At 65.3% G+C, this 24,124-nt stretch carries 22 protein-coding genes; 10 read left to right on the top strand and 12 right to left on the bottom strand.

Annotated features, from left to right (window positions below):
• Window positions 1–93: 93 nt before the first annotated feature.
• The 8 genes from ACODS0_RS01000 to amaB all read right to left on the bottom strand — a co-directional run bounded on the left by ACODS0_RS01000 (window position 94) and on the right by amaB (window position 9,750).
• Window positions 94–867, bottom strand: a complete 774-nt coding sequence (locus ACODS0_RS01000; protein WP_488832103.1) for an anti-sigma factor — start codon at window positions 865–867, stop codon at window positions 94–96.
• On the bottom strand, window positions 864–1,502 hold the full coding sequence (locus ACODS0_RS01005; RefSeq protein ID WP_488832105.1) for an RNA polymerase sigma factor: 639 nt from the start codon (window positions 1,500–1,502) through the stop codon (window positions 864–866). The genes ACODS0_RS01000 and ACODS0_RS01005 overlap by 4 nt, the downstream gene beginning before the upstream one ends.
• Window positions 1,503–1,619: 117 nt before the next feature.
• Window positions 1,620–2,849 (bottom strand): Y-family DNA polymerase, encoded by a 1,230-nt coding sequence (locus ACODS0_RS01010; protein ID WP_488832107.1) that lies wholly within the window; start codon window positions 2,847–2,849, stop codon window positions 1,620–1,622.
• 164 nt (window positions 2,850–3,013) lie between these two features.
• Complete coding sequence (locus tag ACODS0_RS01015) at window positions 3,014–4,699, bottom strand: thiamine pyrophosphate-binding protein (protein ID WP_488832109.1); 1,686 nt, start codon at window positions 4,697–4,699, stop codon at window positions 3,014–3,016.
• A 34-nt stretch (window positions 4,700–4,733) separates the two neighbouring features.
• Window positions 4,734–5,960 carry a pyridoxal phosphate-dependent aminotransferase gene (locus ACODS0_RS01020; RefSeq protein ID WP_488832111.1) on the bottom strand — a complete coding sequence of 409 codons (1,227 nt, stop codon included), beginning with the start codon at window positions 5,958–5,960 and terminating at the stop codon, window positions 4,734–4,736.
• The gene (locus tag ACODS0_RS01025; RefSeq protein WP_488832114.1) at window positions 5,957–6,874 is read right to left on the bottom strand and encodes an amino acid ABC transporter substrate-binding protein; all 918 of its coding nucleotides are present in this window, start codon (window positions 6,872–6,874) and stop codon (window positions 5,957–5,959) included. Before ACODS0_RS01025 ends, ACODS0_RS01020 begins: the two co-directional genes overlap by 4 nt.
• Window positions 6,875–6,994: 120 nt before the next feature.
• On the bottom strand, window positions 6,995–8,191 hold the full coding sequence (locus ACODS0_RS01030) for an NAD(P)/FAD-dependent oxidoreductase (protein ID WP_488832116.1): 1,197 nt from the start codon (window positions 8,189–8,191) through the stop codon (window positions 6,995–6,997).
• Between the two features lie 23 nt (window positions 8,192–8,214).
• Complete coding sequence (gene amaB / locus ACODS0_RS01035; protein ID WP_488832118.1) at window positions 8,215–9,750, bottom strand: L-piperidine-6-carboxylate dehydrogenase; 1,536 nt, start codon at window positions 9,748–9,750, stop codon at window positions 8,215–8,217.
• Window positions 9,751–9,994: 244 nt separating this feature from the next.
• On the opposite strand from amaB, the gene ACODS0_RS01040 reads away from it, so the two are divergent.
• Window positions 9,995–10,906, top strand: a complete 912-nt coding sequence (locus tag ACODS0_RS01040; RefSeq protein ID WP_488832122.1) for a LysR family transcriptional regulator — start codon at window positions 9,995–9,997, stop codon at window positions 10,904–10,906.
• Window positions 10,907–11,113: 207 nt separating this feature from the next.
• Window positions 11,114–11,824 carry a hypothetical protein gene (locus ACODS0_RS01045; RefSeq protein ID WP_488832125.1) on the top strand — a complete coding sequence of 237 codons (711 nt, stop codon included), beginning with the start codon at window positions 11,114–11,116 and terminating at the stop codon, window positions 11,822–11,824.
• 611 nt (window positions 11,825–12,435) lie between these two features.
• On the opposite strand, the gene ACODS0_RS01050 is transcribed toward ACODS0_RS01045, so the two are convergent.
• From ACODS0_RS01050 to ACODS0_RS01065, 4 genes are all read right to left on the bottom strand, one after another.
• Window positions 12,436–13,104 carry a hypothetical protein gene (locus tag ACODS0_RS01050; protein WP_488832127.1) on the bottom strand — a complete coding sequence of 223 codons (669 nt, stop codon included), beginning with the start codon at window positions 13,102–13,104 and terminating at the stop codon, window positions 12,436–12,438.
• A 35-nt stretch (window positions 13,105–13,139) separates the two neighbouring features.
• Window positions 13,140–13,823: a CPBP family glutamic-type intramembrane protease gene (locus ACODS0_RS01055; RefSeq protein ID WP_488832129.1), complete on the bottom strand. Its 684-nt coding sequence runs from the start codon at window positions 13,821–13,823 to the stop codon at window positions 13,140–13,142.
• Window positions 13,824–14,031: 208 nt separating this feature from the next.
• On the bottom strand, window positions 14,032–14,664 hold the full coding sequence (locus ACODS0_RS01060; RefSeq protein ID WP_488832131.1) for a GNAT family N-acetyltransferase: 633 nt from the start codon (window positions 14,662–14,664) through the stop codon (window positions 14,032–14,034).
• 32 nt (window positions 14,665–14,696) lie between these two features.
• Window positions 14,697–15,545: an IclR family transcriptional regulator gene (locus ACODS0_RS01065; RefSeq protein ID WP_055400641.1), complete on the bottom strand. Its 849-nt coding sequence runs from the start codon at window positions 15,543–15,545 to the stop codon at window positions 14,697–14,699.
• 285 nt (window positions 15,546–15,830) lie between these two features.
• On the opposite strand from ACODS0_RS01065, the gene ACODS0_RS01070 reads away from it, so the two are divergent.
• The 8 genes from ACODS0_RS01070 (at window position 15,831) to ACODS0_RS01105 (ending at window position 23,825) form a co-directional block, all read left to right on the top strand.
• Window positions 15,831–16,940, top strand: a complete 1,110-nt coding sequence (locus tag ACODS0_RS01070) for an ABC transporter ATP-binding protein (RefSeq protein WP_488832132.1) — start codon at window positions 15,831–15,833, stop codon at window positions 16,938–16,940.
• Window positions 16,937–17,809: an ABC transporter permease gene (locus ACODS0_RS01075; RefSeq protein WP_488832134.1), complete on the top strand. Its 873-nt coding sequence runs from the start codon at window positions 16,937–16,939 to the stop codon at window positions 17,807–17,809. The genes ACODS0_RS01070 and ACODS0_RS01075 overlap by 4 nt, the downstream gene beginning before the upstream one ends.
• Window positions 17,810–17,813: 4 nt before the next feature.
• Complete coding sequence (locus tag ACODS0_RS01080; protein ID WP_218300525.1) at window positions 17,814–18,608, top strand: ABC transporter permease; 795 nt, start codon at window positions 17,814–17,816, stop codon at window positions 18,606–18,608.
• Window positions 18,609–18,623: 15 nt separating this feature from the next.
• Complete coding sequence (locus tag ACODS0_RS01085) at window positions 18,624–18,920, top strand: (2Fe-2S)-binding protein (protein WP_488832137.1); 297 nt, start codon at window positions 18,624–18,626, stop codon at window positions 18,918–18,920.
• Window positions 18,917–20,317, top strand: coding sequence for an FAD/NAD(P)-dependent oxidoreductase (locus ACODS0_RS01090; protein WP_488832139.1), 1,401 nt, complete (start codon window positions 18,917–18,919; stop codon window positions 20,315–20,317). Before ACODS0_RS01085 ends, ACODS0_RS01090 begins: the two co-directional genes overlap by 4 nt.
• On the top strand, window positions 20,314–21,471 hold the full coding sequence (locus tag ACODS0_RS01095; RefSeq protein ID WP_488832141.1) for an NAD(P)/FAD-dependent oxidoreductase: 1,158 nt from the start codon (window positions 20,314–20,316) through the stop codon (window positions 21,469–21,471). Before ACODS0_RS01090 ends, ACODS0_RS01095 begins: the two co-directional genes overlap by 4 nt.
• A 50-nt stretch (window positions 21,472–21,521) precedes the next feature.
• Window positions 21,522–22,592: an ABC transporter substrate-binding protein gene (locus ACODS0_RS01100; RefSeq protein WP_288850896.1), complete on the top strand. Its 1,071-nt coding sequence runs from the start codon at window positions 21,522–21,524 to the stop codon at window positions 22,590–22,592.
• Between the two features lie 180 nt (window positions 22,593–22,772).
• A complete protein-coding gene (locus tag ACODS0_RS01105) occupies window positions 22,773–23,825 on the top strand; it encodes a c-type cytochrome (protein ID WP_436129832.1) in 1,053 nt (350 codons plus the stop codon).
• Window positions 23,826–24,124: the final 299 nt, after the last annotated feature.

Below are 24,124 nucleotides of genomic sequence, written 5' to 3' on the forward strand. Positions count from 1 at the left end.
GGAGACCGGCACCTCAGATAAACGACACGGAATGCAAAACGGATGCAGCACCGGACAATTATTTTTGCAAAGCCGATGGGGGCCTTGCGCCGCTCACCACAGCTTGGCGCAGTTGCCGGTGAAAAGCACGGTGCTGCTGGGCACCTGCGGCGTTGCCGATGTCTCCAGCGTCACCATGAGTTTGCTGACCTTGAGCAGCAGCTTCTCCGACGTATCGGGCAACACCGACACCGCAGAACCCGCCACCGGCACCGTGCCCAGCACAAACGGCACGCCATCGGCTGGCACCGCCCACAGCACCAGCTGTGGGGCTGCGCCAGCAACAGTCGCTGGAGTCGCGGGAAGCGTGATAGGCCCGATGACCTTCACCGTCAGCGTGCGCCCATGGCGCAGCGAACTCACCAGCACCTTGCCGTTGCCCGCAGCGTCCGTCAGCAGGCCCACATAGGCCTGCGGCAGTTTGTCCCCTGCGCGCAGGGCCACCTGGTCGCTCGACACGAACAAGGTTGGCACCGCAGCCACCAGGGCCACGGTGGCCACCACACCCAACACCACACCCGCCAAGCCCTGCAACACACCATGGCGCCGCCACAGCACACCGGCCCAACCGCCCTGCGGGGCTGCGTCTTTCACATCGCGAGGCCGGGTGCGCGCCTCAATGGTGGCCCACACGCGCTGCGGTGGCTGTTGCGCCGGCACCGAACGGGCCAGCATCCCCAGCCGCCCTTCCCACTGCGCCACCAGCAACTGCACGTCGCTGCGATCACGCAGCAGCCGCTCAAAGCGGCGGCGCGCGCCACCGCCCAGCGTGCCCAGCACATAGGCAGACGCCAGGTGGTCCAGCAGCGCGGGGTGGGTGTACCTCATGCGCCCACCCCTTGCGTGGCCAGGCAGTTCTTCAGGCGCTCCAGGCCCCGCCGAATCCATGCCTTGACCGAACCCAGCGGCGCTCCCATCTGCGCCGCCACCTCGGAATGCGACAGGCCCTGGTAGTAGGCCAGCGCAAGGCTTTGCCGGTAGCTCCCCTCCAGGGCATTCATGCAGCCTTCGATACGCAATGCCTGGGTGGCCTGCTCCAGCAAATGCATCGCGCTGGGTGCGGGGGTCAATGCAGACGCGGCACCCGGCGGCGCGTCGCTGCCATCCCCATCGCTGCCTGCAAGCTCCGTGGTGTCGTTCCAGGCGCTTTCAGGCCGCCGGGCGCGGGCGCGCAAGGCGTCCAGCGCCTTGTTGCGCACGATGGCGATCAGCCATGTCATGGGCTGGATGGGCTGCCCGCCCACTTCGCTGCGGTAGCTCCCAGCGTTCTTCCAGATGCTCACATACGCCTCTTGCAGCACATCCTCGGCCGCCTGTCCTTGTCCCAACATACGTACGGCAACGCCGAACAGATGCACGTGGGTGCGCTGGTAGATCTGCGCGAAGGCGGCATGGTCTCCCCCGGCTGCGGCGCGGATCAACGCTTGCAGGTTGGCGGAAGGAACATCGGTGGCAGTGGCCATATGCGGACGAGTATAGGAACGCAACAGGCGGTGCAGGCAGGTCTCACTCTGGGTGTTTACGCCGATTGCCACGACCCCACCGGGCCGTGAACTGGCAGGAAACGACGTCAACCCGCGCTAAAAAAGCTGCGCCGTGCCACCCACACCCTCTGCGCCATCTGCGGAGCCTGGCTTGCGCCGGCGTGTTTCTGCCGTTGCCCCAGCCCGCGGCTCCAGCAAGGGCTCTTCGCCCCGCCGCGCCAGCGTGCTGGCCCGCACGCCCAGCAGCCGCAGGCGCTTGTCCAGCGGCACGCGTTTGAGACACTGCCCGGCCAGCTGGCGGATGGTGGCGCCATCGGCCGTGTAAAGGTTCGCCGTGTGGTCGCGCGTGGCGATCTTGAAGTCGTCGTAGCGCAGCTTGATGCCGATGGTGCGCGCCACATAGCCCTTGCGCTGCAGGTCTTCGGCCAGGCGCATACACAGGTCGGTGAAGATCGCGCCCAGTTCAGCGCGGTCTCGCACTGCGTGCAGGTCGCGGTCGAACGTGGTCTCGCGGCTCATGCTCACGGGCTCGCTCTCGGTCACTACCGGGCTGTCGTCGCGGCCCCAGGCCACCCGGTGCATCCACGCCCCGGTGGACTTGCCAAAGTGGCCCATCAGCCATTGCTCATCCTGCGCCGCCAGCTGCCCGATGGTTTCGATGCCCAGCCGTGCCAGCTTCTCGCCGGCCTTGGGGCCAATGCCGTTGATCTTGCGCACATTGAGCGGCCAGATCTTGGTCTGAAGGTCTTCCTCGTAAACAATGGAGATGCCGTTTGGCTTGTTGAACTCGCTGGCCATCTTGGCCAGCAGCCGGTTGGGCGCCACGCCAATCGAGCAAGTCAGCCCGGTCACGTCAAAGATGCTCTTCTGGATAAGCCGCGCCAGCACCCTGCCCCCTTCACGCTGGCCGCCGGGCACGTCGGTGAAGTCGATGTACACCTCGTCCACGCCCCGGTCTTGCATCACGGGGGCTATCTCCATGATGGTGCTTTTGAACAGGCGTGAAAACCGCCGCACCTCGTCAAAATCCACCGGCAGCACGATGGCCTGCGGGCACAGCTTGGCGGCCTTCATCATCCCCATGGCCGAGCCCACACCAAACTGCCGCGCTGGGTAGGTGGCGGTGGTGATCACGCCCCGGCCTATATAGTCCTTGAGCAGCGGAAAGTCCTCCACCGGGATGAAATGCCGCTCCCGCAAGCCCGTGCCATCCGGGCCCTGCAGCAACAGTTCATCCACCTTGCGCCGCCCGCCCCCAATCACCACGGGCAGGCCCTTGAGCTGCGGGTAGCGCAGCAGTTCGACAGATGCGAAAAAGGCATCCATATCGAGATGGGCGATGCGGCGCAGCCGCTGCCCCTGGCGCTGAGGCGGGGCTGCAGTTGCGGGCTCGTTATCGGGGAAATCAGGCGCTAAAACGGTCACGCCCGCTATTGTGCGCGGCAGAGTGACAGACTGCTGCCACCGGGCATGACGGTGCTATCGCTTGGCTATCGCTTGGCCATGGCCGCGCTGCGAATGCCCTGCAGCGTGCCCGTGGGCGTGATCGCCTCGGGGTCGATCAGGCAGTGCAACACGCTGGGCAGACCGCTCGCCCGTGCACGGGCAAGCGCCGGGGCGAAGTCTTCGGTGCGCTCTACCCGCTCTCCATGCCCGCCAAAGGCCTGGGCGTAGGCTTTGAAGTCCGGATTCTTGAGCTGGGTGGCGCTGATGCGGCCGGGGTACTCGCGCTCCTGGTGCATGCGGATGGTGCCGTACATGGCGTTATCGAGCAGCACCACGATGATGGGCAGGCCGTACTGCACAGCGGTCGCAAACTCCTGTCCGTGCATCAAGAAGTCGCCGTCGCCCGCAAACACCACCACGTCGCGCTGCGGCCACAGGCGCTTGGCACCCACACCCGCAGGCAGGCCGTAACCCATGGAACCACTGGTGGGCGCCAGCTGGCTCGCATAGGTGGTGAACGGCCAGAAGCGGTGCACCCAGGTGGCAAAGTTGCCTGCGCCGTTGCAGAAGATGGTGTTGGCAGGCAGCGTGGACTTTAGATGCTGCATGACCTGGCCCATCTGCAGCTCGCCAGGAATCTGGATGGGGTTGGTGTCGCTCCACAGGATGTACTCGGACCGTGCCATCTCCGCATGGGCATGCCAAGCCACAGCCCCCGCAGGCCGCACACCCGCAAGCGCCGCCGTGAATGCCTGCGGCGTTGCTTGGATGGCCTGCGCGGGCCGGTACAGCTTGCCCAGCTCATCGGCATCGGCATGCACATGCACCAGCGGCTGCGTGGGGTTGGGGATCGCAAACAGCTCGTAGCCCTGCGACGGGATCTCTGACAGGCGCCCGCCCACCACCAGCACCAGGTCGGACTCGCGGATGCGCGCCAACAGGCGCGGGTTCACCCCCAGGCCCAGGTCGCCGCCATAGCAGGCGTGGTTGGCCGGGAAGAGCATTTGTCGCCGGAACGAGCAATACACCGGCAGCGACCAAGCCTCGGCAAACGCCACAAACTCGCGCACCGCCTGCTCGGACCAGCGGCTGCCGCCCAGAATGGCCACGGGCTGGTGCGCGGCCTTCAGGCGTTGGGCCAGCTCGGCCATCTGAGCAGCCCCTGGGTGCGTCTCGGTCACCTGGTAGGGCAACGCATCGGCCACGCTGGCGGCTTCGGTCAGCATGTCCTCGGGCAGCGCCACCACTACGGGGCCGGGGCGGCCCGAGGTGGCCACATGGAAGGCGCGCGAGATCAGCTCCGGCACGCGTGCCGGGTCGTCAATCTGCACCACCCACTTCGCCATGGTGCCAAACACCGCGCTGTAGTCCAGCTCCTGAAACGCCTCGCGCCCCATGGCACCGCGTGCCACCTGGCCCACGAACAGGATCAGGGGGGTCGAGTCCTGGTGCGCGATGTGCACACCGGCCGACGCATTGGTGGCGCCCGGCCCGCGTGTCACAAAGCAGATGCCGGGCTGGCCCGTGAGCTTGCCCTGCGCCTCGGCCATCATGGCCGCACCGCCTTCCTGGCGGCACACCGTCACGGCAATGTCGGCATCGTGCAGGGCATCGAGCACGGCCAGATAGCTCTCGCCCGGCACACAGAACAGCTGCTTCACGCCGTGGGTGATGAGCTGGCGGACCAGGATCTGGCCGCCCGTGCGGGAGGTGGTGGGTGCGGTAGTCATGTCAGACGGTCATTTCACAAAACAGAACAAGAACTCAGAACAGTGCCTTGCACGCGCGCTGGATGCGCGCGCAGGCCTCTTGCAGGTCGGCCATGCTGGCAGCGTACGAGATACGGAAGTACGGCGCCAGCCCCAGCACGCTGCCTGGCACCACGGCCACATGGAACTCGCGCAGCAGGTAGTCGCAAAAATCGGCGTCGGTGCGCAGCAATACACCGCCCGGCGTGGTGCGGCCCAGCACACCTTCGCAACTGGCAAAGGTGTAGAACGCGCCCTCGGGCACGCGGCAACGCAGGCCCGGCGATGCGTTGAGGGCCGCCACCACCAGGTCGCGCCGCTCCTGAAACGCACGGCAGCGCTCGGCCACCACATCCTGCGGGCCGGTGAGTGCAGCCACCGCAGCGGCCTGGCTGATGGACGACGCGCACGATGTGGCCTGGCTTTGCACCACTGCCATGGCCGCGATCAATGCCTTGGGCCCGGCACCGTAGCCCAGGCGCCAGCCCGTCATGGCGTACGACTTGGAGACACCGTTCACCGTCAGCGTGCGCTCGCGCAGTGCGGGCAGCACGGCTGCGGGGGTGGCAAACGCGAGCCCGTCATACAGGATGTGCTCGTAGATGTCATCCGCCAGCACCCACACCTGCGGATGGTGCAGCACCACCTCCAGAATAGGCCGCAACTGCTCGGTGCTGTAGGCCGTGCCGCTGGGGTTGGAGGGGGAATTGATGAACACCCAGCGCGTGCGCGGCGTGATGGCCGCGTCGAGCTGTTCGGGCGTAATGCGAAACCCGTTGGCTTCGCTGCAGGGCACCACCACAGGCACGCCACCGGCAATCAGCACCATGTCGGCGTACGACGTCCAGTACGGCGCGGGCAGGATCACCTCGTCGCCGGGATTCAGGCTGGCCATCAGCGCGTTGTAGATGACCTGCTTGGCGCCCGCACCCACCGTGATTTCGTTGGTGGCGAACTCCAGAGCGTTGTCACGGCGGAACTTGAGCTGGATGGCCGCCTTGAGCGCGGGCGCTCCGTCCAGCACCGTGTAGTGCGTGTCGCCCTGCGCCATGGCCTGCTGCGCGGCTTCAATCACGTGGGCGGGCGTGTCAAAGTCGGGCTCGCCCAGGCCCAGCACGATGACGGGCTGGCCCTGGCGCTTGAGCTCGTTGGCGGCCTGGGTGATGCGCACGATGTCGGACACACCGAAGGCGCTGATGCGGTCGGCCGCGCGGAAGGCCGTGGCAGGAACGGCGGCGTTCATTGCTGGTAGGTCTCCAGGGGCTTGTCGTTGGGCGTGGCAAACAGCTGGCGCAGCGTGGTGCCCAGCGGCAGGTTCAGGCTCATGTTCTTGGGTGGGATGGGGTTTACAAACCACTTGGTGTAGATCTTTTCGATCTCGCCGCTTTGCATGAGCTTGGTGAGCACACCGTCCACCGCCGCCTTGAAGGTGGGGTCGTCCTTGCGGAACAGCAGTGCGATGGGCTCGGCACCCAACGGTTCGCCCACGATGCGGTAGGCCGAGGGGTCCTTGGAGTTGGCGATCATCCCGGCGAGCAGGTTGTCGTCGAGCACAAAGGCATCGGCACGGCCTGTTTCCAGCAGCAGGAAGCTTTCGTGGTGGTCCTTGCCCAGCACGGTCTTGATGGCGGTGCCGCCCAGTGCTCGCTCTTGCTTGCGCAGCAACTGCACGGCCGTGGTGCCGGTGGATGCCGCGATGGTGCGCCCGGCAAGTTGGCTGATGGACTTCAGGTCCGAATCCTTGCGCACCGCCATACGCACTTCGCTCACGTAGGTGGTCACCGCAAAGGCCACCTGCTGCTGGCGCGCCGTGTTGTTGGTGGTGGGGCCGCAGCCGATGTCCAGCGTGCCGTTTTGCACCAGCGGCAGCGTGTTTTGCGCCGTCACGGCCATGTATTCAAGCTTGGCGTCGGGCGCGACTTCTTTCAGCACGCGCTCGCACAGCTCCACGTGGTAGCCCACGTATTTTTCGTTGGCGCCGAGTGCGTAGGCCATGGGCGGCGAGGTCTCGCGCACGCCAAGCACCGCCTTGCCAGATGCCTTAATTTTCTCCAGCGTGGGGGTGGATGGGGTCTGTGCCTGCGCGGGTGCAAAAGCCGTGTAGGCCAGTGCCAGCCCTGCGGCGAGCGCGGTGAATGTCTTGCGGGAAATTGCCATGGTCGTTGTCTCCGGTGGTGTTGTGATTGGCAGGTTGGAAAGCGTCGAAAGCAGAAATACCAAAAAAAGGAAAAATCGAACGGGCGGTGCGCCGGGGCATCGCCGCAGGGGGCTCAAGGCTCAGATGACGTTTTTCTCCAGCAACGGCTGGTTGCGCGCAATGCGCTCGATGGACAGCGGCGACAGGTCCAGGCTCTGGTAGCCGCCCGTCAACATCCACTCCGCCAGGCCGCGCCCTACCGCCGGGCACTGCTGCAGGCCGTGCCCCGAAAAGCCGTTGGCAAACACCAGGTTGTCGCACGCCGGGTGCAGGCCCACGATGGCGTTGTGGTCGAAGGTGTTCATCTCGTAGTAGCCCGCCCAGGCACCCTGCATGCGCAGCGCCTCAAAGCCCGGAATGCGCTCGGCCAGCGTGGGCCAGATGTAGTCCTCGAACGCGTCGTACTCGGGCTCCAGCGGGGCAAAGTCGGCGTCGTTGTCCGCATCCGGCGCAAAGCCGCAGATGAAGCCTTTGCCCTCGGGCCGGAGCCAAATGCCACTGGTGTCGATGAGCAGCGGGCAACCCGGCAGCGTCGCAGGGCTGGCCAGGTTGAAGACGGTGCGACGCTTGCCCACCACGGGCAAATCAATGCCCGCCCAGCCCGCAATGGCTGCCGCCCACGGGCCGCCCGCGTTCACGGCATAGCGGCACGGCAGCACGGCACCGCTTTGCAGGCGTACCGCATCCACATGCAACACGCCGTCGCTGGCCGCCGTGTCGAGGCCCACCGCCTCGTCGGCCACATAGCGCACGCCCTGGGCCTGTGCCTTCTTGCGCAGCGCCGCCAGCAGCAGGTAGCCATCAAACCAGCCTTCGCCCGACAGGCCCAGCGAGCCCAGCGCCACATCCTGCAGTGCCAGCCACGGAAAGCGCTCGGCCAATTCACGCGGGCTGAGCAGCGCCACGTCGGCACCGTACTGCCTTTGCAACGCATGGTTCTCGCGCAGCGTGGCCTCGCCCGCCTGGGTGGCCAGGTACAGGTAGCCGCCTTCGTGCAGACCGATGTCGGGCTCGTCACCATGGCACGCCAACAGCGTGCCCACGTTGCGCAAGAAGCCAATGCCAAACGCCGAGATCTGGATGTTGATGTCCGTCGAGAACTGCTGGCGGATGGAGCTGGCCGACAGCGCCGACGATGCGCGCGCATAGGCCGGATCACGCTCGACCACCACCACCTCGCAGCCCGGCTGCTGCAGCGTGAGGAAGTACGCAATCGCACTGCCAATGACACCACCGCCGATGATGACGATGGGGTGTGATTCCTTAGCGATCAACATGAACAGGGCAACCAGCGCGTGGCTTACACGTCAAACGTCACGCCTTGCGCCAGCGGCAATGCGGTGGAGTAGTTGATGGTGTTCGTCGCGCGGCGCATGTAGGCCTTCCAGCTGTCTGAGCCCGCTTCGCGGCCACCGCCGGTTTCCTTCTCGCCACCAAACGCGCCGCCAATCTCGGCGCCGCTGGGGCCAATGTTCACGTTGGCAATGCCGCAGTCCGAACCCGCGGCCGACATGAACTGCTCGGCCTCGCGCACATTGAGCGTGAAGATGGACGATGACAGGCCCGCGCCCACGGCGTTGTTCATGGCAATGGCTTCGTCGATGGTGCTGTAGCGCACCACGTACAGGATGGGCGCAAAGGTTTCGTGCAGCGCGGGGCCTTCATGGGCTTTCAACTCCACCAGAGCGGGGCGCACGTAATACGCATCCGCACCGCCCACGCCTTCCACGCGGCCACCACCGTGCACCGTAGCGCCCAGCGCGCGGCTTTGCTCCAGCGCTTTTTGCATGCCGTCAAACGCAGGACGGTCTATCAGCGGGCCCACCAGCGTGCCGGGCGTGCGCGGGTCGCCCACCTGCACGTTGGCGTACACCTTGGTCAGCAGGGGCACCAGCTGGTCGTAAATGCTCTCGTGCACAAACAGACGGCGCAGCGTGGTGCAGCGCTGGCCCGCCGTGCCCATGGCGGCGAACGCAATGCCGCGCAGGGCCAGGTTCAAATCGGCCGAGGGCGCCACGATGGCGGCGTTGTTACCGCCCAGCTCCAAGATGCCGCGCGCAAAACGCGCTGCAAGGCGCGGGCCCACGGCGCGGCCCATGGCGGTGGAGCCCGTGGCCGACAGCACGGGCACGCGGGCGTCATCCACCAGCACCTCGCCAATGTCGCGCTGGCCCACGATCAGCTCCAGCAGGCCTTCGGGTGCGTCGGCACCAAAACGGGCGATGGCACGCTGCGCAATCGCGTGCGTGGCCAGGGCCGTGAGGGGTGTTTTCTCCGACGGCTTCCACACCACCGAATCTCCACACACCAGCGCCAATGCGGCGTTCCACGACCACACGGCCACCGGGAAGTTGAAGGCCGAAATGACGCCGCACACGCCCAGCGGATGCCAGGTTTCCATCATGCGGTGGCCGGGGCGCTCGGTGGCAATCGTCAGGCCGTACAGCTGGCGCGACAGGCCCACGGCAAAGTCGCAAATGTCGATCATCTCCTGCACCTCGCCCAGGCCTTCGGACGGGATCTTGCCCGCCTCGATGGTCACCAGCAGGCCCAGGTCGGCCTTGGCGGCACGCAGCTCCTCGCCCAGCAGGCGCACCAGCTCGCCCCGGCGCGGTGCAGGCACATTGCGCCACGCCAAAAAGGCCGCATGCGCCCGGCCGATGGCAGCCGTGGCGTCGGCTGCGCTTTGCTGCGGCACCTGGGCCAGCACCTCGCCCGTGATGGGCGAGCGCGCCGCCAGCGTGCCGCCGGTGTACGCCGTGCGGGGCACGCCCAGGCGTTGCAGCAGTTGATCGACTTCGGACACGAGAGAGGTGGCGACAGGGGTGGCGGACATGGCGGCTCGCTAGCTTGGATGGAGGCAGAGAAAGGGAAACAGCGTGGGAAAACACACGCAGTGAATGCGCCAATATCCGCCAATCGCGCCGCGCTGGATAGCAAAAAAATGGAACTACTTGATCACAAATCAGCATGAAGTACCTGAAAATATCAGGACCGCTACCCTGTACCCAATGAGCGACAGGGGCTCAAAAGGCTCAATTTTTGGCGTCACCCATCATTCCCCCAACGCATGACCCAGTATGACCCTGCTGCGCCGAACCTTCCTGCCCTCTACCGCCGACCTGCTGGCCTTTGAGGCCGCCGCCCGTCACCAGAGCGTGTCGCGCGCGGCCGAAGAGCTGCACCTCACCCAAAGTGCCGTGTCGCGCCAGATCCGCCAGTTGGAAGAGCAAATCGGCACCGCCCTCTTCCACCGCGTGCGCCAGCGCGTGGTGCTGACCGACGCGGGCCGGGTCTACGCTGCCGACGTGCAAAACGTGCTGCAGCAACTGTCGGCCAGTACACAAAAAGCCATGGCGTTCTCCAGCACCGACGGCCTGCTCAACTTGGCCGTGCTGCCCACGCTGGGCACCCGCTGGCTCATCCCGCGCCTGGGCGGCTTCATGGCACTGCACCCCGAGGCCATGGTCAACTTCTCGGCCCGCACCGAGCCCTTTGACTTTGCGGGCACGCCGTTTGACGCGGCCATCCACTTCGGCACCCCGCACTGGGCAGGCGCCGTGTGCGAATACCTGATGCACGAAGAAGCCGTGCCCGTGTGCAGCCCCACCTACCGCGACCGCCACGGCATCCACACCCCGCAGGATTTGACCCGCGTGGTGCTGCTGCAGCAAAGCACCCGCCCCACGCAGTGGGCCGAATGGTTTGAGCTGGTGGGCGCCCCCACCGCCCTGGCCCTGCGCGGCCCGCAGTCTGAACACTTCGCCATGATTGCGCAGGCTGCTGTCTCGCACCTGGGCGCGGCGCTGCTGCCGCGCTTTTTGATTGAGCAAGAGCTGGCGGCCGGGAGTTTGGTGGAGCTGTCAGACCAGGTGCTGACGAGCACCGATGCGTACTACTTGGTGTACCCGGAGGCACGGGCGCAAACACCGTTGGTGAAAGCGTTCAGGGATTGGGTAGTGGGGGAGTGTGCGGGGCAGCGGCAAGGGTGAGGACCGATCGCTCATACCGAGAGACCGGGGCATATCGCCAAGAGGATGAGGCGGCAATCAAAATGGCCTGTAGCGCCATATTGCAAAGCGGCCACAGCTCATCAAAATTGGCACAAAACACCTGCTGATCCATGCCCGGACCGGGAGCTCGCTCGGTTGCTATCGGCCAGAAGCGAAAGTTGGCAAGACGGTGCTAACGTCATATTCATGCTTGAAGACTATTTCTCCCTGCAATTGAAATTTGCCACGCACTACGCAGCGAAAGCGGCAGTGTCTCTCGACGTCGCCATTGACCGCTGTACCAACTTGCGACGCAGGCTGAATCTGTGGGGGGACACTGGCGGAAGTAGGTGGAAACTCTTTCTGAACAGGGTAAAAATCGCGGTCGACAACCGTGCCGAGCAAGTCGCTTTATGTGCCGAGTTCCAACAATCTCTTTCCTACATCGAAGTCAAACGGTCGTTCGGCTGTTTTTCTTACGATCCGCCCGATGCATACGGTACCTTGCGCATCCACTTTGTTGCGCCAGATGGAATCAATTCCAGTCCGCTTGCTATTGAGAATTCCAGCGCAAGGAGGGCCGATTTACAAGAACTGATATCGCATGTTCAGCGCACGGAGCCACGCGCTACAACCGTGCGCGGCGTTTCTTGGCTCTACAACCTGCAGGCATACAAGCGACTCTTTCCCACGGCCTATAGCGCTTCAGTTCAGTCCGCACGGGCTCCCTTGCACTTGAACGGGAGTTCGACCTGGGGCCAAGTGCTGAACTGGCGGCAGGAGGTGAAACCGGATGTGCGAGATCAATTGTTAGTTCGCCTCAATGACATGGAGGTCGCAACTCCTTGGCTGGTCTTTCCGCTCCAAGCTTTGGTCGCTACCAGCCAGATTGAGGTGTTTTATGACCAGTTCACATGAAGGTTGTCGAATGTCGGACATGGGCCCTGAGCGGACACTCGTCAGACGCTCTCTTACGGCGACAGCACTTGATCAAGTGCTCGAAGCATGTCTAAAAGGAGCGGCCGTCTTCAGCTGGCGCGACCTAGGCGCAAAACTGCCCAGAACACAAGCGCCTCAGCCGCGCCCGCACCTGCGCCGAACAACGCCGCGTGAGCGGTCGCCTGTGTCACCGTGCACAAAGCCGTCCCAACGGCGGCACCGCTCAACAGAGCAGACCACCACGTTACCCGCCCCCAGCGTCGAACGACAAGGTAAAGGGGAATTCCTAGAGCGACCGTGACAATCAACGTGAACTGGTAGAAAACTATGACCCACGTGCCAATCATTTTCCAACTGCCATCTGTGAGGTCAGGGCTTGTCAGCGAGAGCAGGGCTGCAGGGACCAGGGGTGCAAGCAAAAAGCCAAGAATTGGCGCGTGGACCTGCTTCATACGAGAGCCCCAGATTTAGTCATCTGCATATCGGAAGGTATTTCTGGGAGACAGCTGCTGGCCGAATTCTGCCCTATGGTGAAGTGCGCCAGCGGGCACGAGGCAGTGCCCTATATCGAATTCGTTCTAACCAACCTCTCACAAATGCCTCAGCAGATACCCCAACCCGGTATTCGCCACCAGCCCCACCAACACCAGCCCTCCAGCCACCACCGCTGCACGACCCGCGCCTAACCCCGCGCGCTCGCGCACCCAGTGGCACTCGGCGACAAAAAACCACAGCAGCGCCAGGAGTGCAAGCCCCACTCCGGCAGCGGAGAGCAGCCCACCCGACAGTGCGAACGTGGTGCTGACCGACATGGCCATTGCAAACGGTGCCACCAGGTAGCACTGCTCATAAAACGGGTTGCGCAGGTTGACGCGATGGATGGGCTGGCGGCTGTGGCACATGTACCAGACGGCGCCTGCCAGAGACCAGATTCCAAACGCCATGGTGCGGTACAGCAGCAGGTTTTGCTCGGACTTGAGCAGTGCGGCCGCGAGCGTTCCCATCTCTTGCGCCGCTTGTTTGCGCAGGGCCAGGTCGAACACATGGGACACCAGCACGCACAGGATGAGCAGCAGCGGCGGGCTGATGGCGTCGCCGTAGCGGTCGTCGCCTTCGCGGGTTTGCTCGGCCTGCACGTAGGCTACCATCTGTCGCGGGCGCAGCACGATGCGCACCAGGGTTTTGGGCAGCAGGATCAGCCAGATCAGTGCCTCGTACACAAAGTCTTCAAATGACTTGAGGATCTTGAGAAAGTCCACAGGAGCTCCTTGCGGCGGTGGGCAGGGTCAATGGGTCAGGCAATGGTGCGGGTAGAGGCCAGCACAAAGGCCATGATCGTCCAGTCGTTGGCAATGTGGGCGATGGTGCTGGCCCACAGGTTGCGGGTGTAGATGAAGACTGCCGTCAGCGCCAGACGAGCGGCTCCTATAACGAGCAAGGCCTGGCCCAGATGCCATTGGTAGGTGGGCAAATGCAGTGCGCCAAACACCAGCGCCGTAACCATCCATGCCAAGGCCACGGCCCAACGGGCGGGCATGCCAGCGCGGTGCAGCAAGGCCACGGTGGCCAGCAGTGGCAGGATGGTGACCAGCTCTTCGCCCAGCAGCTGCACGGCAACCAGTGCGAACCGCCCAACCAGCTGCGCTGGGGACAAGTCCGCAACAGCTTCGATGCTGGCGTTGGCGCTGAGGTGAGACATGCCCAACCCATATGCAGCCACCAGCGCGGGCAAGCCGATCACCAACGGCACTGCGGCCAGCCCCAGCGCCACATCGCGCCAGCGGGGTCGCCTGAACAGCGCCACCCATGCCGGGCCCACCGCCCATCGCAGCCCCGCCCACTGAACGCCCACAAACAGCAGCGCGGCCAAAGCGCCACCCCACTGGTCGGGCAACCAGCGCGGCACCGCCAGCAACAGGGCGAAGGCGATTGCGCTGGCGGCCCACAGCATCACGCTGCTGCGAGTGCTCAATGGCACGGGGTTGCCAAAGCTGAAGGGCAGATCGGATTCGATCGGCGACTGTGAATGAGGAAGTGGGTGGGGAGGCGACGTTGATGCGGATGGTGTGCGTTGCAAGGCAGCCTCCGTGGGTGTGCAGCAAGCATGCAGGCAAAGGCAAGACTGCAAAAGCGTTTTCGGGCGTTAGGTTACCCGGGCTTGGCAACAGCGGCGCCGTGAACGCTGGCTACCTGCCAAGCACGGCGGCACCGCGCACCAGCAGCCAATAGGTGCTGCCGGTGATTGGCTCCACACATTCCACCGACCGCGTGAAACCCAGGCGGCTATAAAACGGCACGCTCAAGGGGTTGAAGGTTTCCAGAAAACACGATGCACCGGCCTGGTCGGCCTTGGCCAAGGTTGGCGCCAGTAGCCGCTGCGCCAACCCGTGGCCACGCGCGGCGGTGTGCACACCCAGTATCGACAGGTACCACGCGCTGTGCAGATCGGCAGGCACCTGCGCTTCCATGGCGGCGCAAAGGCGCTGGTAGTGGTCAAACCCGAGCGGACCCAGCAACTGGCGCAAGCTGCGGGTGCGCTGGGCGCTGTATTGCGCCTTGTCTGCGGCTGGCGCGTGGGGTGTGATCCACAGTGCGGCGCCGTGGAGGTCGGCCACCTGCACGTCGCCCACGGCGCGGGCTTCGTCCATGGCCAGCGCGCAGTAGTGGGCCAGCACCTGCAGGCGGCGAACAGTGTTGGCCGCGTGGTCGATGGTGACGGCTTGGTAGAACGGATCGTTGAACAATGCCTCGGCCAGTGCTGCGCAAGCGTGCGGGTGGGCGTGCAGCGACGGCGAATTCAGTTGCGTTGTGGCGGACATGGGGTGTGGGCCTGCGTGTCGTGTCTAACTCTTCAATCCTGCTCTGCGGGCTGAATGGCGTGGTCGTTGCGCACGCTCGACAGGCTTTGCGCGGGCCGCCGCAGGGTGGCATCAAATGGATTGATCTTGGGCCCAATGGCTGCTGCCTCGCGCTTGAGCAACTCCACCACCGTGGGAAGTCGGTCGTCGTTCAGTCGCGCAGAGATGGTGCCCACGCTCAGCGCCGCCACTGCACGGCCCTCACGGTCCAGGATAGGCACAGCCACACCGGCCATGCCTTCGAGCAAGCCGGTATTGCGGCCCGCGTACCCCAGCTGGCGCACCCGCTCGATCTCGGTACGCAGATACACCTCGTCAAACACGCCGTACTCGCGCACGCGCGAGAGGTTGAAGCGGATGACTTCTTCGCGCTCGGCCTCGGGCAAGAAGGCCAGGATGGCCAGCGCACCCTGCCCCACGCCCAGGGCCACGCGGCCGCCGATGTCGCCGGTGAAGGAGCGGATGGGAAACGGGCCTTCGCTGCGGTCCAGGCACACCGCATCGAACCCGCTGCGCACCAACAGAAAGATGCTGTCACCCAAGCTGGCGCAAAGGCGCAGCAGCGCGGGGCGGCACAGGCTGCGCAGGTCGCCGGGGTTGCCCGCTTTGGCAGCCAGGGCGAAGAAGTCCATGCTCAGTCGGTAGAGCTTGCTGCGCTCGTCCTGCTCGACCATGCCCTCTGCCACCAGCGATTGCAGCAAACGGTGCGTAGTGCCCTGCGTCAGGCCCACAGCACGCGCCAATTGGGTGACTCGCCCGCCCTCGGCCTGCACGGCCGACAGGGCCCGGATGACGGCAAACACCCGGGGTACGCCGCCGGTGGCGGTGGATGCGGCTTCCATACCTCGCTCCTGTGGAATTCGTTGATCAAACTGAAGGCATCATATTTCATTGAACGGAATAAATTCAATAAAAATTCTGTTTAATGGAATACCCGAAGCATTCTGGTTTGTTTATTGCAATAGATTCAATTGAATCGAGCGGCTGTTCCAGCCTTTGTGCGGCACTTGCACCACCCCGGTGCAAGCACACCGAAGGCCCGCAGCCCATCCATGCAACTCCACAGCAGGTGGCACGCACGGCCCCTAGGCAAACCGTGCGATGCCACCACCGGAAAGGCTTTCGCCATGTCGTTTCTCAAGCTCACGGATGTGACCAAGTTCTATGGCAGCACCTGCGCGGTGCAGTCCATGAACCTCACGGTGCAAAAGGGTGAATTTGTGTCGTTGCTCGGCCCGTCGGGCTGCGGCAAGACGACCACGCTGCAGATGGTGGCGGGGTTTGAAGCGGTGACCAGCGGGCGCATCGAGCTGGATGGCAAGGACATCACCCACGCCAAGGCCAACACGCGCGGGCTGGGCATCGTGTTCCAGAGCTATGCGCTCTTCCCGCACATGACGGTGGCGGCCAACGTGAGTTTTGGGCTGGAGATGCGCAAGGTACCCAAGGCCGAGCGCGCCGAGCGCGTGGCCCAGGCGCTGGCCCTGGTGCACCTGGAAAAGCATGCCACGCGCTACCCGCGCGAGCTGTCCGGCGGCCAGCGCCAGCGGGTGGCGCTGGCCCGTGCGCTGGTGATCGAGCCGCCCGTGCTGCTGCTGGACGAGCCCTTGTCCAACCTCGACGCCAAGCTGCGTGAGGAGATGCAGTTTGAGCTGCGACAGATTCAGCGCAAGGTGGGCACCACCACCATCATGGTCACGCACGACCAGAGCGAAGCCATGTCCATCAGCGACCGTGTGGTGGTGATGGAAGCCGGCCGCGCCACGCAGATCGACCACCCGCACCGCGTGTACGAGCACCCGCGCACGCGCTTCATCTCCACCTTTGTGGGCAAGGCCAACCTGCTACCGGGCCAAGTCGCCCATGCGAGCGGCACACACACGCAGGTGAAGGTGGGCGCCCTCACGATGGCGGTGGACGGTGCCCGCTACCGCCCCGGCGCCGCCGTGCTGCTGAGCGTGCGGCCTGAAAAAGTGCAACTGGTGCCCGCCGTGCAGGGCCGGATGGATGGTAAGGTGTGCGAGCGGTTCTTCCTGGGCAGCCAGTGGCTGTACCGTGTGGGCACCCCCGTGGGCGACCTGATGGTGCTGGCGCCCAACGACGGCCGCGCTGCGCTGGCCGAGGGCGAGCGCACGGGCGTGGACTGGCCCGACCACTGCATGCGCCTGCTGCCCGCCGATGAAACTGCCCTGGCCGAGCTGGAGGCCGAAGACGCCGCCGCCGAGGTGGCGCCATGAGCCTGGTCACCACCTTGCTGCACAAAAAGGCCGCGCCCTGGTGGCTGTCCGGCCCGGCGCTGCTGCTGTTCACGGTGCTGCTGCTGGTGCCGCTGGCACTCACGGCCGTGCTGTCGTTCAACGCGTTCGACCCGGCCACGGGGGTGAAGGTGGGCGAGTTCACGCTGGAGCACTACGCCCATGTGTTCACCGATTCTTACTACCACGCCATCTTCTGGCGCACGTTCTGGATTGCGGGGCTGGTCACGCTGATCTGCGTGCTGATCGGCGCGCCCGAGGCCTACATACTGAGCCGCATGGGCAACCCCTGGCGCTCCATCTTGCTGCTGGTGGTGCTGGCACCGCTGCTGGTGTCCGTGGTGGTACGGGCCTTTGGCTGGAGCATGCTGCTGGGGCCTGAGGGGCTGGTGAATGGGCTGTTCGGGCTACTTGGATTTGGCCCCGTGAAGATGCTTTACACCGAGATCGCCGTGGTGATTGCGCTGGTGCATGTGATGCTGCCGTTCATGGTGATCCCGGTGTGGACATCGCTGCAAAAGCTCGACCCGGGTGTGGAGAACGCCGCCCTGTCGCTGCAGGCGACGCACTTCACCACGCTGCGACGCATTGTCTTGCCGCAGGTGCTGCCAGGCATTTTGTCGGGCAGCCTGATCGTGTTTGGGCTGGCGGCCAGTTCGTTCGCCATCCCCGGCCTGCTGGGCGGGCGGCGCCTGAAGATGGTGGCCACGGTGGTGTACGACGAATACCTGCACGAGCTGAACTGGCCCCTTGGCGCAGCGATTGCGCTGACGCTGCTGGTGGCCAACCTGGTGGTGATGCTGAGCTACAACCGGCTGGTTGAGGGCCGGTACAAGAAAGCGTTGGGCTGAAGTTATGCAGAAGAACGGACCTTTGGCCCTCGCGTTCAACGCGCTGGTCATCACCTTCATGCTCGCCCCGCTGCTGGTGGTGTGCATCGTGGCGTTCACGCCGCACAATACGCTGACGCTGCCCACCACTGAGTTCTCGCTGCGCTGGTTCAAGGCAGTGTTCGCGCATTCGGACTTTGTGCAGTCGTTCTGGAACAGCCTGTGGCTGGCGCTGGCATCGGCCACGCTGGCCACGGTGCTGGCCGTGCCGGCGGGCATTGCCATCACACGCTACGAGTTTGCGGGGCGCGGCTTTCTCAACGGCCTGTTCCTGTCGCCGCTGATCATTCCGCACCTGGTGCTGGGTGTGGCCCTGCTGCGCCTGTTTGCGCTGCTGGGGGGCACGGGCAGCTTTGGCTGGCTGGTGTTTGCGCATGCGCTCATCGTTACGCCCTACACGCTGCGGCTGGTGGTGGCCGCGCTGGTGGGGTTTGACCGCAGTGCCGAGCATGCCGCGCTGTCGCTGGGTGCCAGCCAGGCCACGGTGTTCACACGCATCACGCTGCCGATGATCCTGCCCGGCGTGACGGGAGGGTGGATGCTGGCCTTCATCAACAGCTTTGACGAAGTGACGATGTCGATCTTTGTCACCTCGCCCAGCACGGTGACGCTGCCGGTGCGCATGTACATGTACGCCACCGAGTCGATTGACCCGCTGATGGCTGCGGTGTCGGCACTGATGGTGGCCCTGACGGCCTGCGCGATGGTGATTCTCGACCGGGTGTACGGCTTGGACCGCGTGCTCGTAGGGCGCAAATAAATGGGCACGACTTCCATGACTGTGAACACAGCCCTGCTCCACCGCGTGGCCGAAAAAGACCGCACACCCGTGCCCTTCGTACTCGATGGCGAACCCGCCGCTGCGCTCGAAGGCGACACGGTGCTGACCGCCATCCTCACCCACCGCGCCCAACTGCGCCGCAACGAGTTCAGCCACGAGCCGCGCGCAGGCTTTTGCCTGATGGGCGCGTGCCAGGACTGCTGGGTGATGACGGCTACCGGCGAACGCCTACGGTCTTGCGCCACCTTCATCCAGGCGGGCATGCAGCTGACTACCGGAGGGGCCGCATGACCGCCCCCACCTTGCAACCCGTGATCGTGGGCGCAGGCCCTGCGGGCATCCGTGCGGCGCAAACCCTGGTGGCGCATGGCGTGCGGCCCACGGTGATCGACGAGGCCGCGCGCGGCGGCGGGCAGATCTACCGCCGCCCGCCCGCCCACTTTGCCCGCAGCCCGCAAACGCTGTACGGCACCGAAGCATCACGCGCCACGGCATTGCACAGCACGCTGGATGGCTTGGCCGCCCACATCGACTACCAACCCAACAGCCTGGTGTGGAACGCCCAAGGCGGCATGCTCGATGTGCTGCACGGCCCCACACAGACCACGCGCACGGTGCCCTACGGCCAACTCATCGTGGCCAGCGGCGCCACCGACCGCGTGCTGCCCGTGCCGGGCTGGACGCTGCCCGGCGTGTACACGTTGGGTGGCGCTCAGGTGGCGCTCAAGTTCCAGGGCTGCACCATCGGCCGCAACGTGCTGCTGATGGGCACCGGGCCGCTGCTGTACCTGGTGGCCTATCAATATGCCAAGGCGGGCGCAAAGGCTGGGGTGAAGGTCGCCGCGGTGCTGGACACCGCGCGCTTTGCCGACCAGCTGGCCGCCCTGCCCGGCATGCTCACCCAGCCTGCCGTGCTGGCCAAAGGGATGTACTACGTGGGCTGGCTGCGCGCGCATGGCGTAGCGGTGCACACCGGCGTGCGGCCTTTGCGCGTGGAGGGCGAAACGCGGGTGAATGCCGTGGTGTGGAGTGACGGCCAGGCCGAGCACACCGTGCCCTGCGATGCTGTGGGCTTTGGCTACGCACTACGGTCCGAAACCCAACTGGCCGACCTGCTGGGCTGCCGCTTTGCCTGGGCCCCCATGCACCGCGCCCACCTGCCTGAGCGCGACACAGCAGGCCGCACCAGCGTGGCCGGTGTGTACCTGGCGGGGGATGGCGCGGGGATCATGGGCGCCGATGCGGCCGAATGGGCGGGCGAGCGCGCAGCGCTGGCGCTGCTGGCTGACCACGGCGTGAAGGTGGACACTGCACGCGCGGCGGAGCTGGAACGCCAGCTCACTGGCTTGATGCCCTTCCGGCAGGGGCTGGAGCGCGCCTTTCCCTTCCCTACCGACTGGGCAACCCATGCGCCCGATACGCTGGTGGTGTGCCGCTGCGAGAACATCACGGCCGGCGAGCTGCGCGCCTGTGCCCGCGATGCGGGAGCCGATGAGATGAACCGCCTCAAGGCCCTGACCCGCGTGGGCATGGGCCGCTGCCAAGGCCGCATGTGCGGTGTGGCCGCTGCAGAAATTCTGGCCCACGCCACAGGCAAGCCGATTGACACGGTAGGACGGCTGCGCGGACAGGCGCCGATCAAGCCGATTCGCATCCACCTGCAACCCCAGGCGGAGGCCCGCGCATGACCGCCACCCCAACGATCGACACCGACGTTGCCATTGTGGGCGGCGGCATCATGGGCGCATCGGCCGCGCTGGCACTGCGCCGCAAAGGCGTGGCCGTGGTGCTGCTGGAACGTGACCTGTGCGGCTCGCGCTCCAGTGGCGTGAACTATGGCGGCGTGCGCCGCCAGGGCCGCCCGGTGAGCCAGCTGCCGCTGGCGCAGCGCGCTCACGAGGTGTGGGCCGACCTGCCCGCGCTGATTGGCACCGATGGCGAATACCAGCGCAGCGGGCACTTCAAGATTGGCCGCAGCGAGGCGGACATGGCTGCACTGGAGGCCTATGCAGCAATGAGCCGCGACTTTGACTTGGGGCTACAGCTCATCTCCGGCACCACACTGCGCGAGCGCTGCCCCTGGCTGGGCGGGCGCGCCGTGGGCGGGTCGCTGTGCCCCGACGACGGTCAGGCCAACCCACGCCTGGTGTCGCCCGCATTCGCACTGGCAGCACGACGCGCGGGCGCGCAGATTCTGGAGCGCACACCGATGACCTCGGCGGAGCACGACGGCCAGCGGTTCACCGTGCGCTCGGGCACCACCGTGGCGGTGCGTGCACCCGTGCTCATCAATTGCGCAGGAGCCTGGGCCGGTGCGCTGGCCGCGCAGTTTGGCGAGGCCGTGCCCATTCACTCCGGCCACCCCGCCATGGCGGTAACCGAGCCCCTGCCCTTTTTCATGCACTGGAGCCTGGGTGTGGAAGGCGGCGGCATCTACTGCCGCCAGGTGGCGCGTGGCAACCTCGTGCTGGGCGGCGGCGCAGGTGTGGCGCTGGATGCCGACCGCGCCCGCTCCGAGCGCAGCGCCATCGCTACCCTGGCAGTGCAGGCCGTGGAGCTGTTGCCCGCCCTCAAGAACGCGCACTTCATTCGCACCTGGAGCGGCACCGAGGGCTACCTGCCCGACCGCCAGCCCGTGCTGGGCAAGAGCCGCACCACGCCCGGGCTTATCCATGGCTTTGGCTTCGCCGGTGCGGGCTTTCAGATCGGCCCCGGCGTGGGCGAGGTGCTGGCCGAGCTGGCCCGCGATGGCCGCAGCACCACGCCGATTGATGCCTTTGCGATTGAGCGATTTCTTCCAACGACGGTGGCTGACGTGGCCAGCACTGCCGCTGCCCACTGACCCCGTTTGCCACCGAAAAAACTCCCCTCCCCACCAGAAAGGAAACCACCATGACCTTCTCCCCCCGCTTTGCCAGCCGCACCCGCCGCGCCCTTGTGACGGCCGCTGCACTGACCGCCGTGGCCGCCACAGGCACCGCCACCGCGCAGACCAAGACGCTGTACATCGGCATGAACGGCGGCACCATGGAGAAGGCGTACACGCAGTACGTGTTCCCGGCGTTTGAAAAGCTGCATGGTGTGAAAGTGGTGGTGGTGCCCGGCACGTCCTCGGACATCCTGGCGAAGGCCCAGGCCAACAAGGACAAGCCCCAGATGCACGTGATGTTTCTGGACGACGGCATCATGGTGCGCGCCATGGGCATGGGCCTGTGCGAAAAGCAAAAGCCCAACCAGCATCTGAACGACATCTACCCCGCCGCGCGCTTCAAGGACGACCTGGCCAGCGGAGTCAGCGTGGGTATGACGGGCATCGCCTACAACACCAAGATGTTTGCCGAAAAGGGCTGGGCCGCACCCACCTCGTGGATGGACTTTGCCGACCCCAAGTACAAGGGCAAGGTGGTGTTCCAGTCGATGCCCTCCTCATCGTTCGGACTGCACGGCTTCTTGATGTTCAACCGCATCCAGGGCGGCAACGACAAGAACGTGGAACCCGGCTTTGCCAACTGGGCCAAGACCATCGGCCCGAACGTGCTGGAGTACATCCCGAGCTCGGCCAAGATTTCGGAGATGGTGCAAACGGGCGAGGCTGCGATCTTCCCGCTCACGCCCACGGCCGTGGCTGCGCTCAAATCCAAGGGCATTCCGGTGGAATACGCCCAGCCCAAGGAAGGCTCGGTGGTGCTGATGACAGGCCAGTGCGTGATCGCCAAGAACAGCGAGCCCGAGCTGGCGCAAAAACTGGCCGAATTTCTGCTGAGCCCCCTGGCGCAGGCCAACGTGCTGCAGTTTGGCGCGCAGATCCCCACCAACCCCAAGGCCCCGGCCGTGGGTGAAGGCGCCGAGCAGGTGGCCAAGATCAACCAGTGGATGAAAAACGCCGTGACCCTGGACTGGGACAGCGTCAACGCCAACCGCCCAGCCTGGAACACGCGCTGGAACAAGACCATCGAGCGCTGAGCAACGGGGCCGTTGACGCGCGCCGCACCACACTGGCGGCGCGTTTGTGACAAATGTCACCGGCTGCGCCACGCCCTGCGGCAGGAGGGTGTCACAAACCGCTTCTTCGAATCCAGAATCCGGCGCCTGAACACGCTGATTCGTTCAGTTGCCATTCATTCGAAGAAGAGGGATACCACCATGAAACGCTGGATCAAATGGACCGCAGGCGGCGCGCTGCTGCTGGGCGTGGTCGTTGTGGCCACAGCCACCAGCGGCCTGTACCTGGCCGAGCAAAAGCGAAACCGCTACATCGACATCAAGCCGCGCCCCGTGGCCTACACCACCGACGCGCAGACCATTGAGCGCGGGCGGTACCTGTATGCGTCGCGCGGCTGCACCGACTGCCACGGCGCGCAAGGCACGGGCCGCGAGTTTGTGAACGATGGCAAGGGCACGCGCATCGTGGGCCCCAACATCACCCCCGCTGGCGTGGTGGCCCGCTACCAGCCCGAAGACTGGAACAGCGTGATCCGCCACGGCGTCAAGCCCAATGGCCGCCCGCTGCTGGTGATGCCCAGCGAGGACTACAACCGTTTTACCAACGACGACCTGAATGCCCTGGTGTCTTACGTGCGCCAGTTCAAGCCGCAGGAGGGCACGCAGGCCGTGGTGGAACTGCCCCGCCCTGCCTGGGTGCTGTACGGTCTGGGCGCCATCCCCGACGCAGCCGCGCGCATCGACCACCAGCTGGCGCCATCGCGCCCCGTGCCTGCGGGTGTGACGGTGGCCAACGGCCAGTATGTGGCCAACATGTGCATCGGCTGCCACGGCGCAGACCTGTCGGGCGGCAAGATCCCGGGCGGCCCGCCGGACTGGCCCGCCGCTGCCGACATCCGCCCCGGCGCCAACAGCGCCATGGCCCGCTACCCCAATGCCGCCAGCTTTGTGGCGATGCTGCGCACTGGCAAGCGGCCGGATGGCACACCGATCCAGGTGATGCCGTTTGAGTCGCTGGGGCAGTTGAGTGATGTGGATGCGAAGGCGCTGTACCTGTTTTTGACAGCCCCTGGTGCCCTTGCCAAGGCGGGGGGCGCCGGGGCGGGCGCGGGCCATGCACCGGCGAGTGGGGAGGTGGGGCTGAACGGTGGAGTTGCGGACGCGCATCTGGTGCGGGTGGAGCAGCCACAGGGGTCGCAGCATCGGCCGTCGAACGTGCCTTCGGTGTCTTCGGGGTTGCGGATGCCGGGGTGATGTTTGGTCTTGGATTTTTTGATGTTTTAGGCCGCTAGCGCTTATTCATCAAGTGCTAGAAGCTACTATTTTTGTAGTGGACGTTGGGGTTTTGCCCCACCCGCTCGGGCCGAACTTGCCGAAGCCTGGGCTGGCATGCTGGCTTGCTGGTGTGTGAGGCATGCCTGTTCAGAGAAGAGGCCCGGCCGGTTCATGGAACACTCGGCAATCACTATCAATACCATAGCATCTCGCGCTTTATGGATAAGCGCCAGGGCGCAGAAATCCCCAAAACCCCTTAAGGATGACCTGCATAACTC

It is taken from the genome of Acidovorax sp. FG60 (assembly GCF_057808995.1).

Excerpts from the sequence above, each read along its gene's own strand:
- ACODS0_RS01000 (WP_488832103.1), bottom strand. The coding sequence starts at position 867 with ATGAGGTACACCCACCCCGCGCTGCTGGACCACCTGGCGTCTGCCTAT.
- ACODS0_RS01005 (WP_488832105.1), bottom strand. The coding sequence starts at position 1,502 with ATGGCCACTGCCACCGATGTTCCTTCCGCCAACCTGCAAGCGTTGATC.
- ACODS0_RS01010 (WP_488832107.1), bottom strand. The coding sequence starts at position 2,849 with ATGGATGCCTTTTTCGCATCTGTCGAACTGCTGCGCTACCCGCAGCTC.
- ACODS0_RS01015 (WP_488832109.1), bottom strand. The coding sequence starts at position 4,699 with ATGACTACCGCACCCACCACCTCCCGCACGGGCGGCCAGATCCTGGTC.
- ACODS0_RS01020 (WP_488832111.1), bottom strand. The coding sequence starts at position 5,960 with ATGAACGCCGCCGTTCCTGCCACGGCCTTCCGCGCGGCCGACCGCATC.
- ACODS0_RS01025 (WP_488832114.1), bottom strand. The coding sequence starts at position 6,874 with ATGGCAATTTCCCGCAAGACATTCACCGCGCTCGCCGCAGGGCTGGCA.
- ACODS0_RS01030 (WP_488832116.1), bottom strand. The coding sequence starts at position 8,191 with ATGTTGATCGCTAAGGAATCACACCCCATCGTCATCATCGGCGGTGGT.
- amaB (WP_488832118.1), bottom strand. The coding sequence starts at position 9,750 with ATGTCCGCCACCCCTGTCGCCACCTCTCTCGTGTCCGAAGTCGATCAA.
- ACODS0_RS01040 (WP_488832122.1), top strand. The coding sequence starts at position 9,995 with ATGACCCTGCTGCGCCGAACCTTCCTGCCCTCTACCGCCGACCTGCTG.
- ACODS0_RS01045 (WP_488832125.1), top strand. The coding sequence starts at position 11,114 with ATGCTTGAAGACTATTTCTCCCTGCAATTGAAATTTGCCACGCACTAC.
- ACODS0_RS01060 (WP_488832131.1), bottom strand. The coding sequence starts at position 14,664 with ATGTCCGCCACAACGCAACTGAATTCGCCGTCGCTGCACGCCCACCCG.
- ACODS0_RS01065 (WP_055400641.1), bottom strand. The coding sequence starts at position 15,545 with ATGGAAGCCGCATCCACCGCCACCGGCGGCGTACCCCGGGTGTTTGCC.
- ACODS0_RS01070 (WP_488832132.1), top strand. The coding sequence starts at position 15,831 with ATGTCGTTTCTCAAGCTCACGGATGTGACCAAGTTCTATGGCAGCACC.
- ACODS0_RS01075 (WP_488832134.1), top strand. The coding sequence starts at position 16,937 with ATGAGCCTGGTCACCACCTTGCTGCACAAAAAGGCCGCGCCCTGGTGG.
- ACODS0_RS01080 (WP_218300525.1), top strand. The coding sequence starts at position 17,814 with ATGCAGAAGAACGGACCTTTGGCCCTCGCGTTCAACGCGCTGGTCATC.
- ACODS0_RS01085 (WP_488832137.1), top strand. The coding sequence starts at position 18,624 with ATGACTGTGAACACAGCCCTGCTCCACCGCGTGGCCGAAAAAGACCGC.
- ACODS0_RS01090 (WP_488832139.1), top strand. The coding sequence starts at position 18,917 with ATGACCGCCCCCACCTTGCAACCCGTGATCGTGGGCGCAGGCCCTGCG.
- ACODS0_RS01095 (WP_488832141.1), top strand. The coding sequence starts at position 20,314 with ATGACCGCCACCCCAACGATCGACACCGACGTTGCCATTGTGGGCGGC.
- ACODS0_RS01100 (WP_288850896.1), top strand. The coding sequence starts at position 21,522 with ATGACCTTCTCCCCCCGCTTTGCCAGCCGCACCCGCCGCGCCCTTGTG.
- ACODS0_RS01105 (WP_436129832.1), top strand. The coding sequence starts at position 22,773 with ATGAAACGCTGGATCAAATGGACCGCAGGCGGCGCGCTGCTGCTGGGC.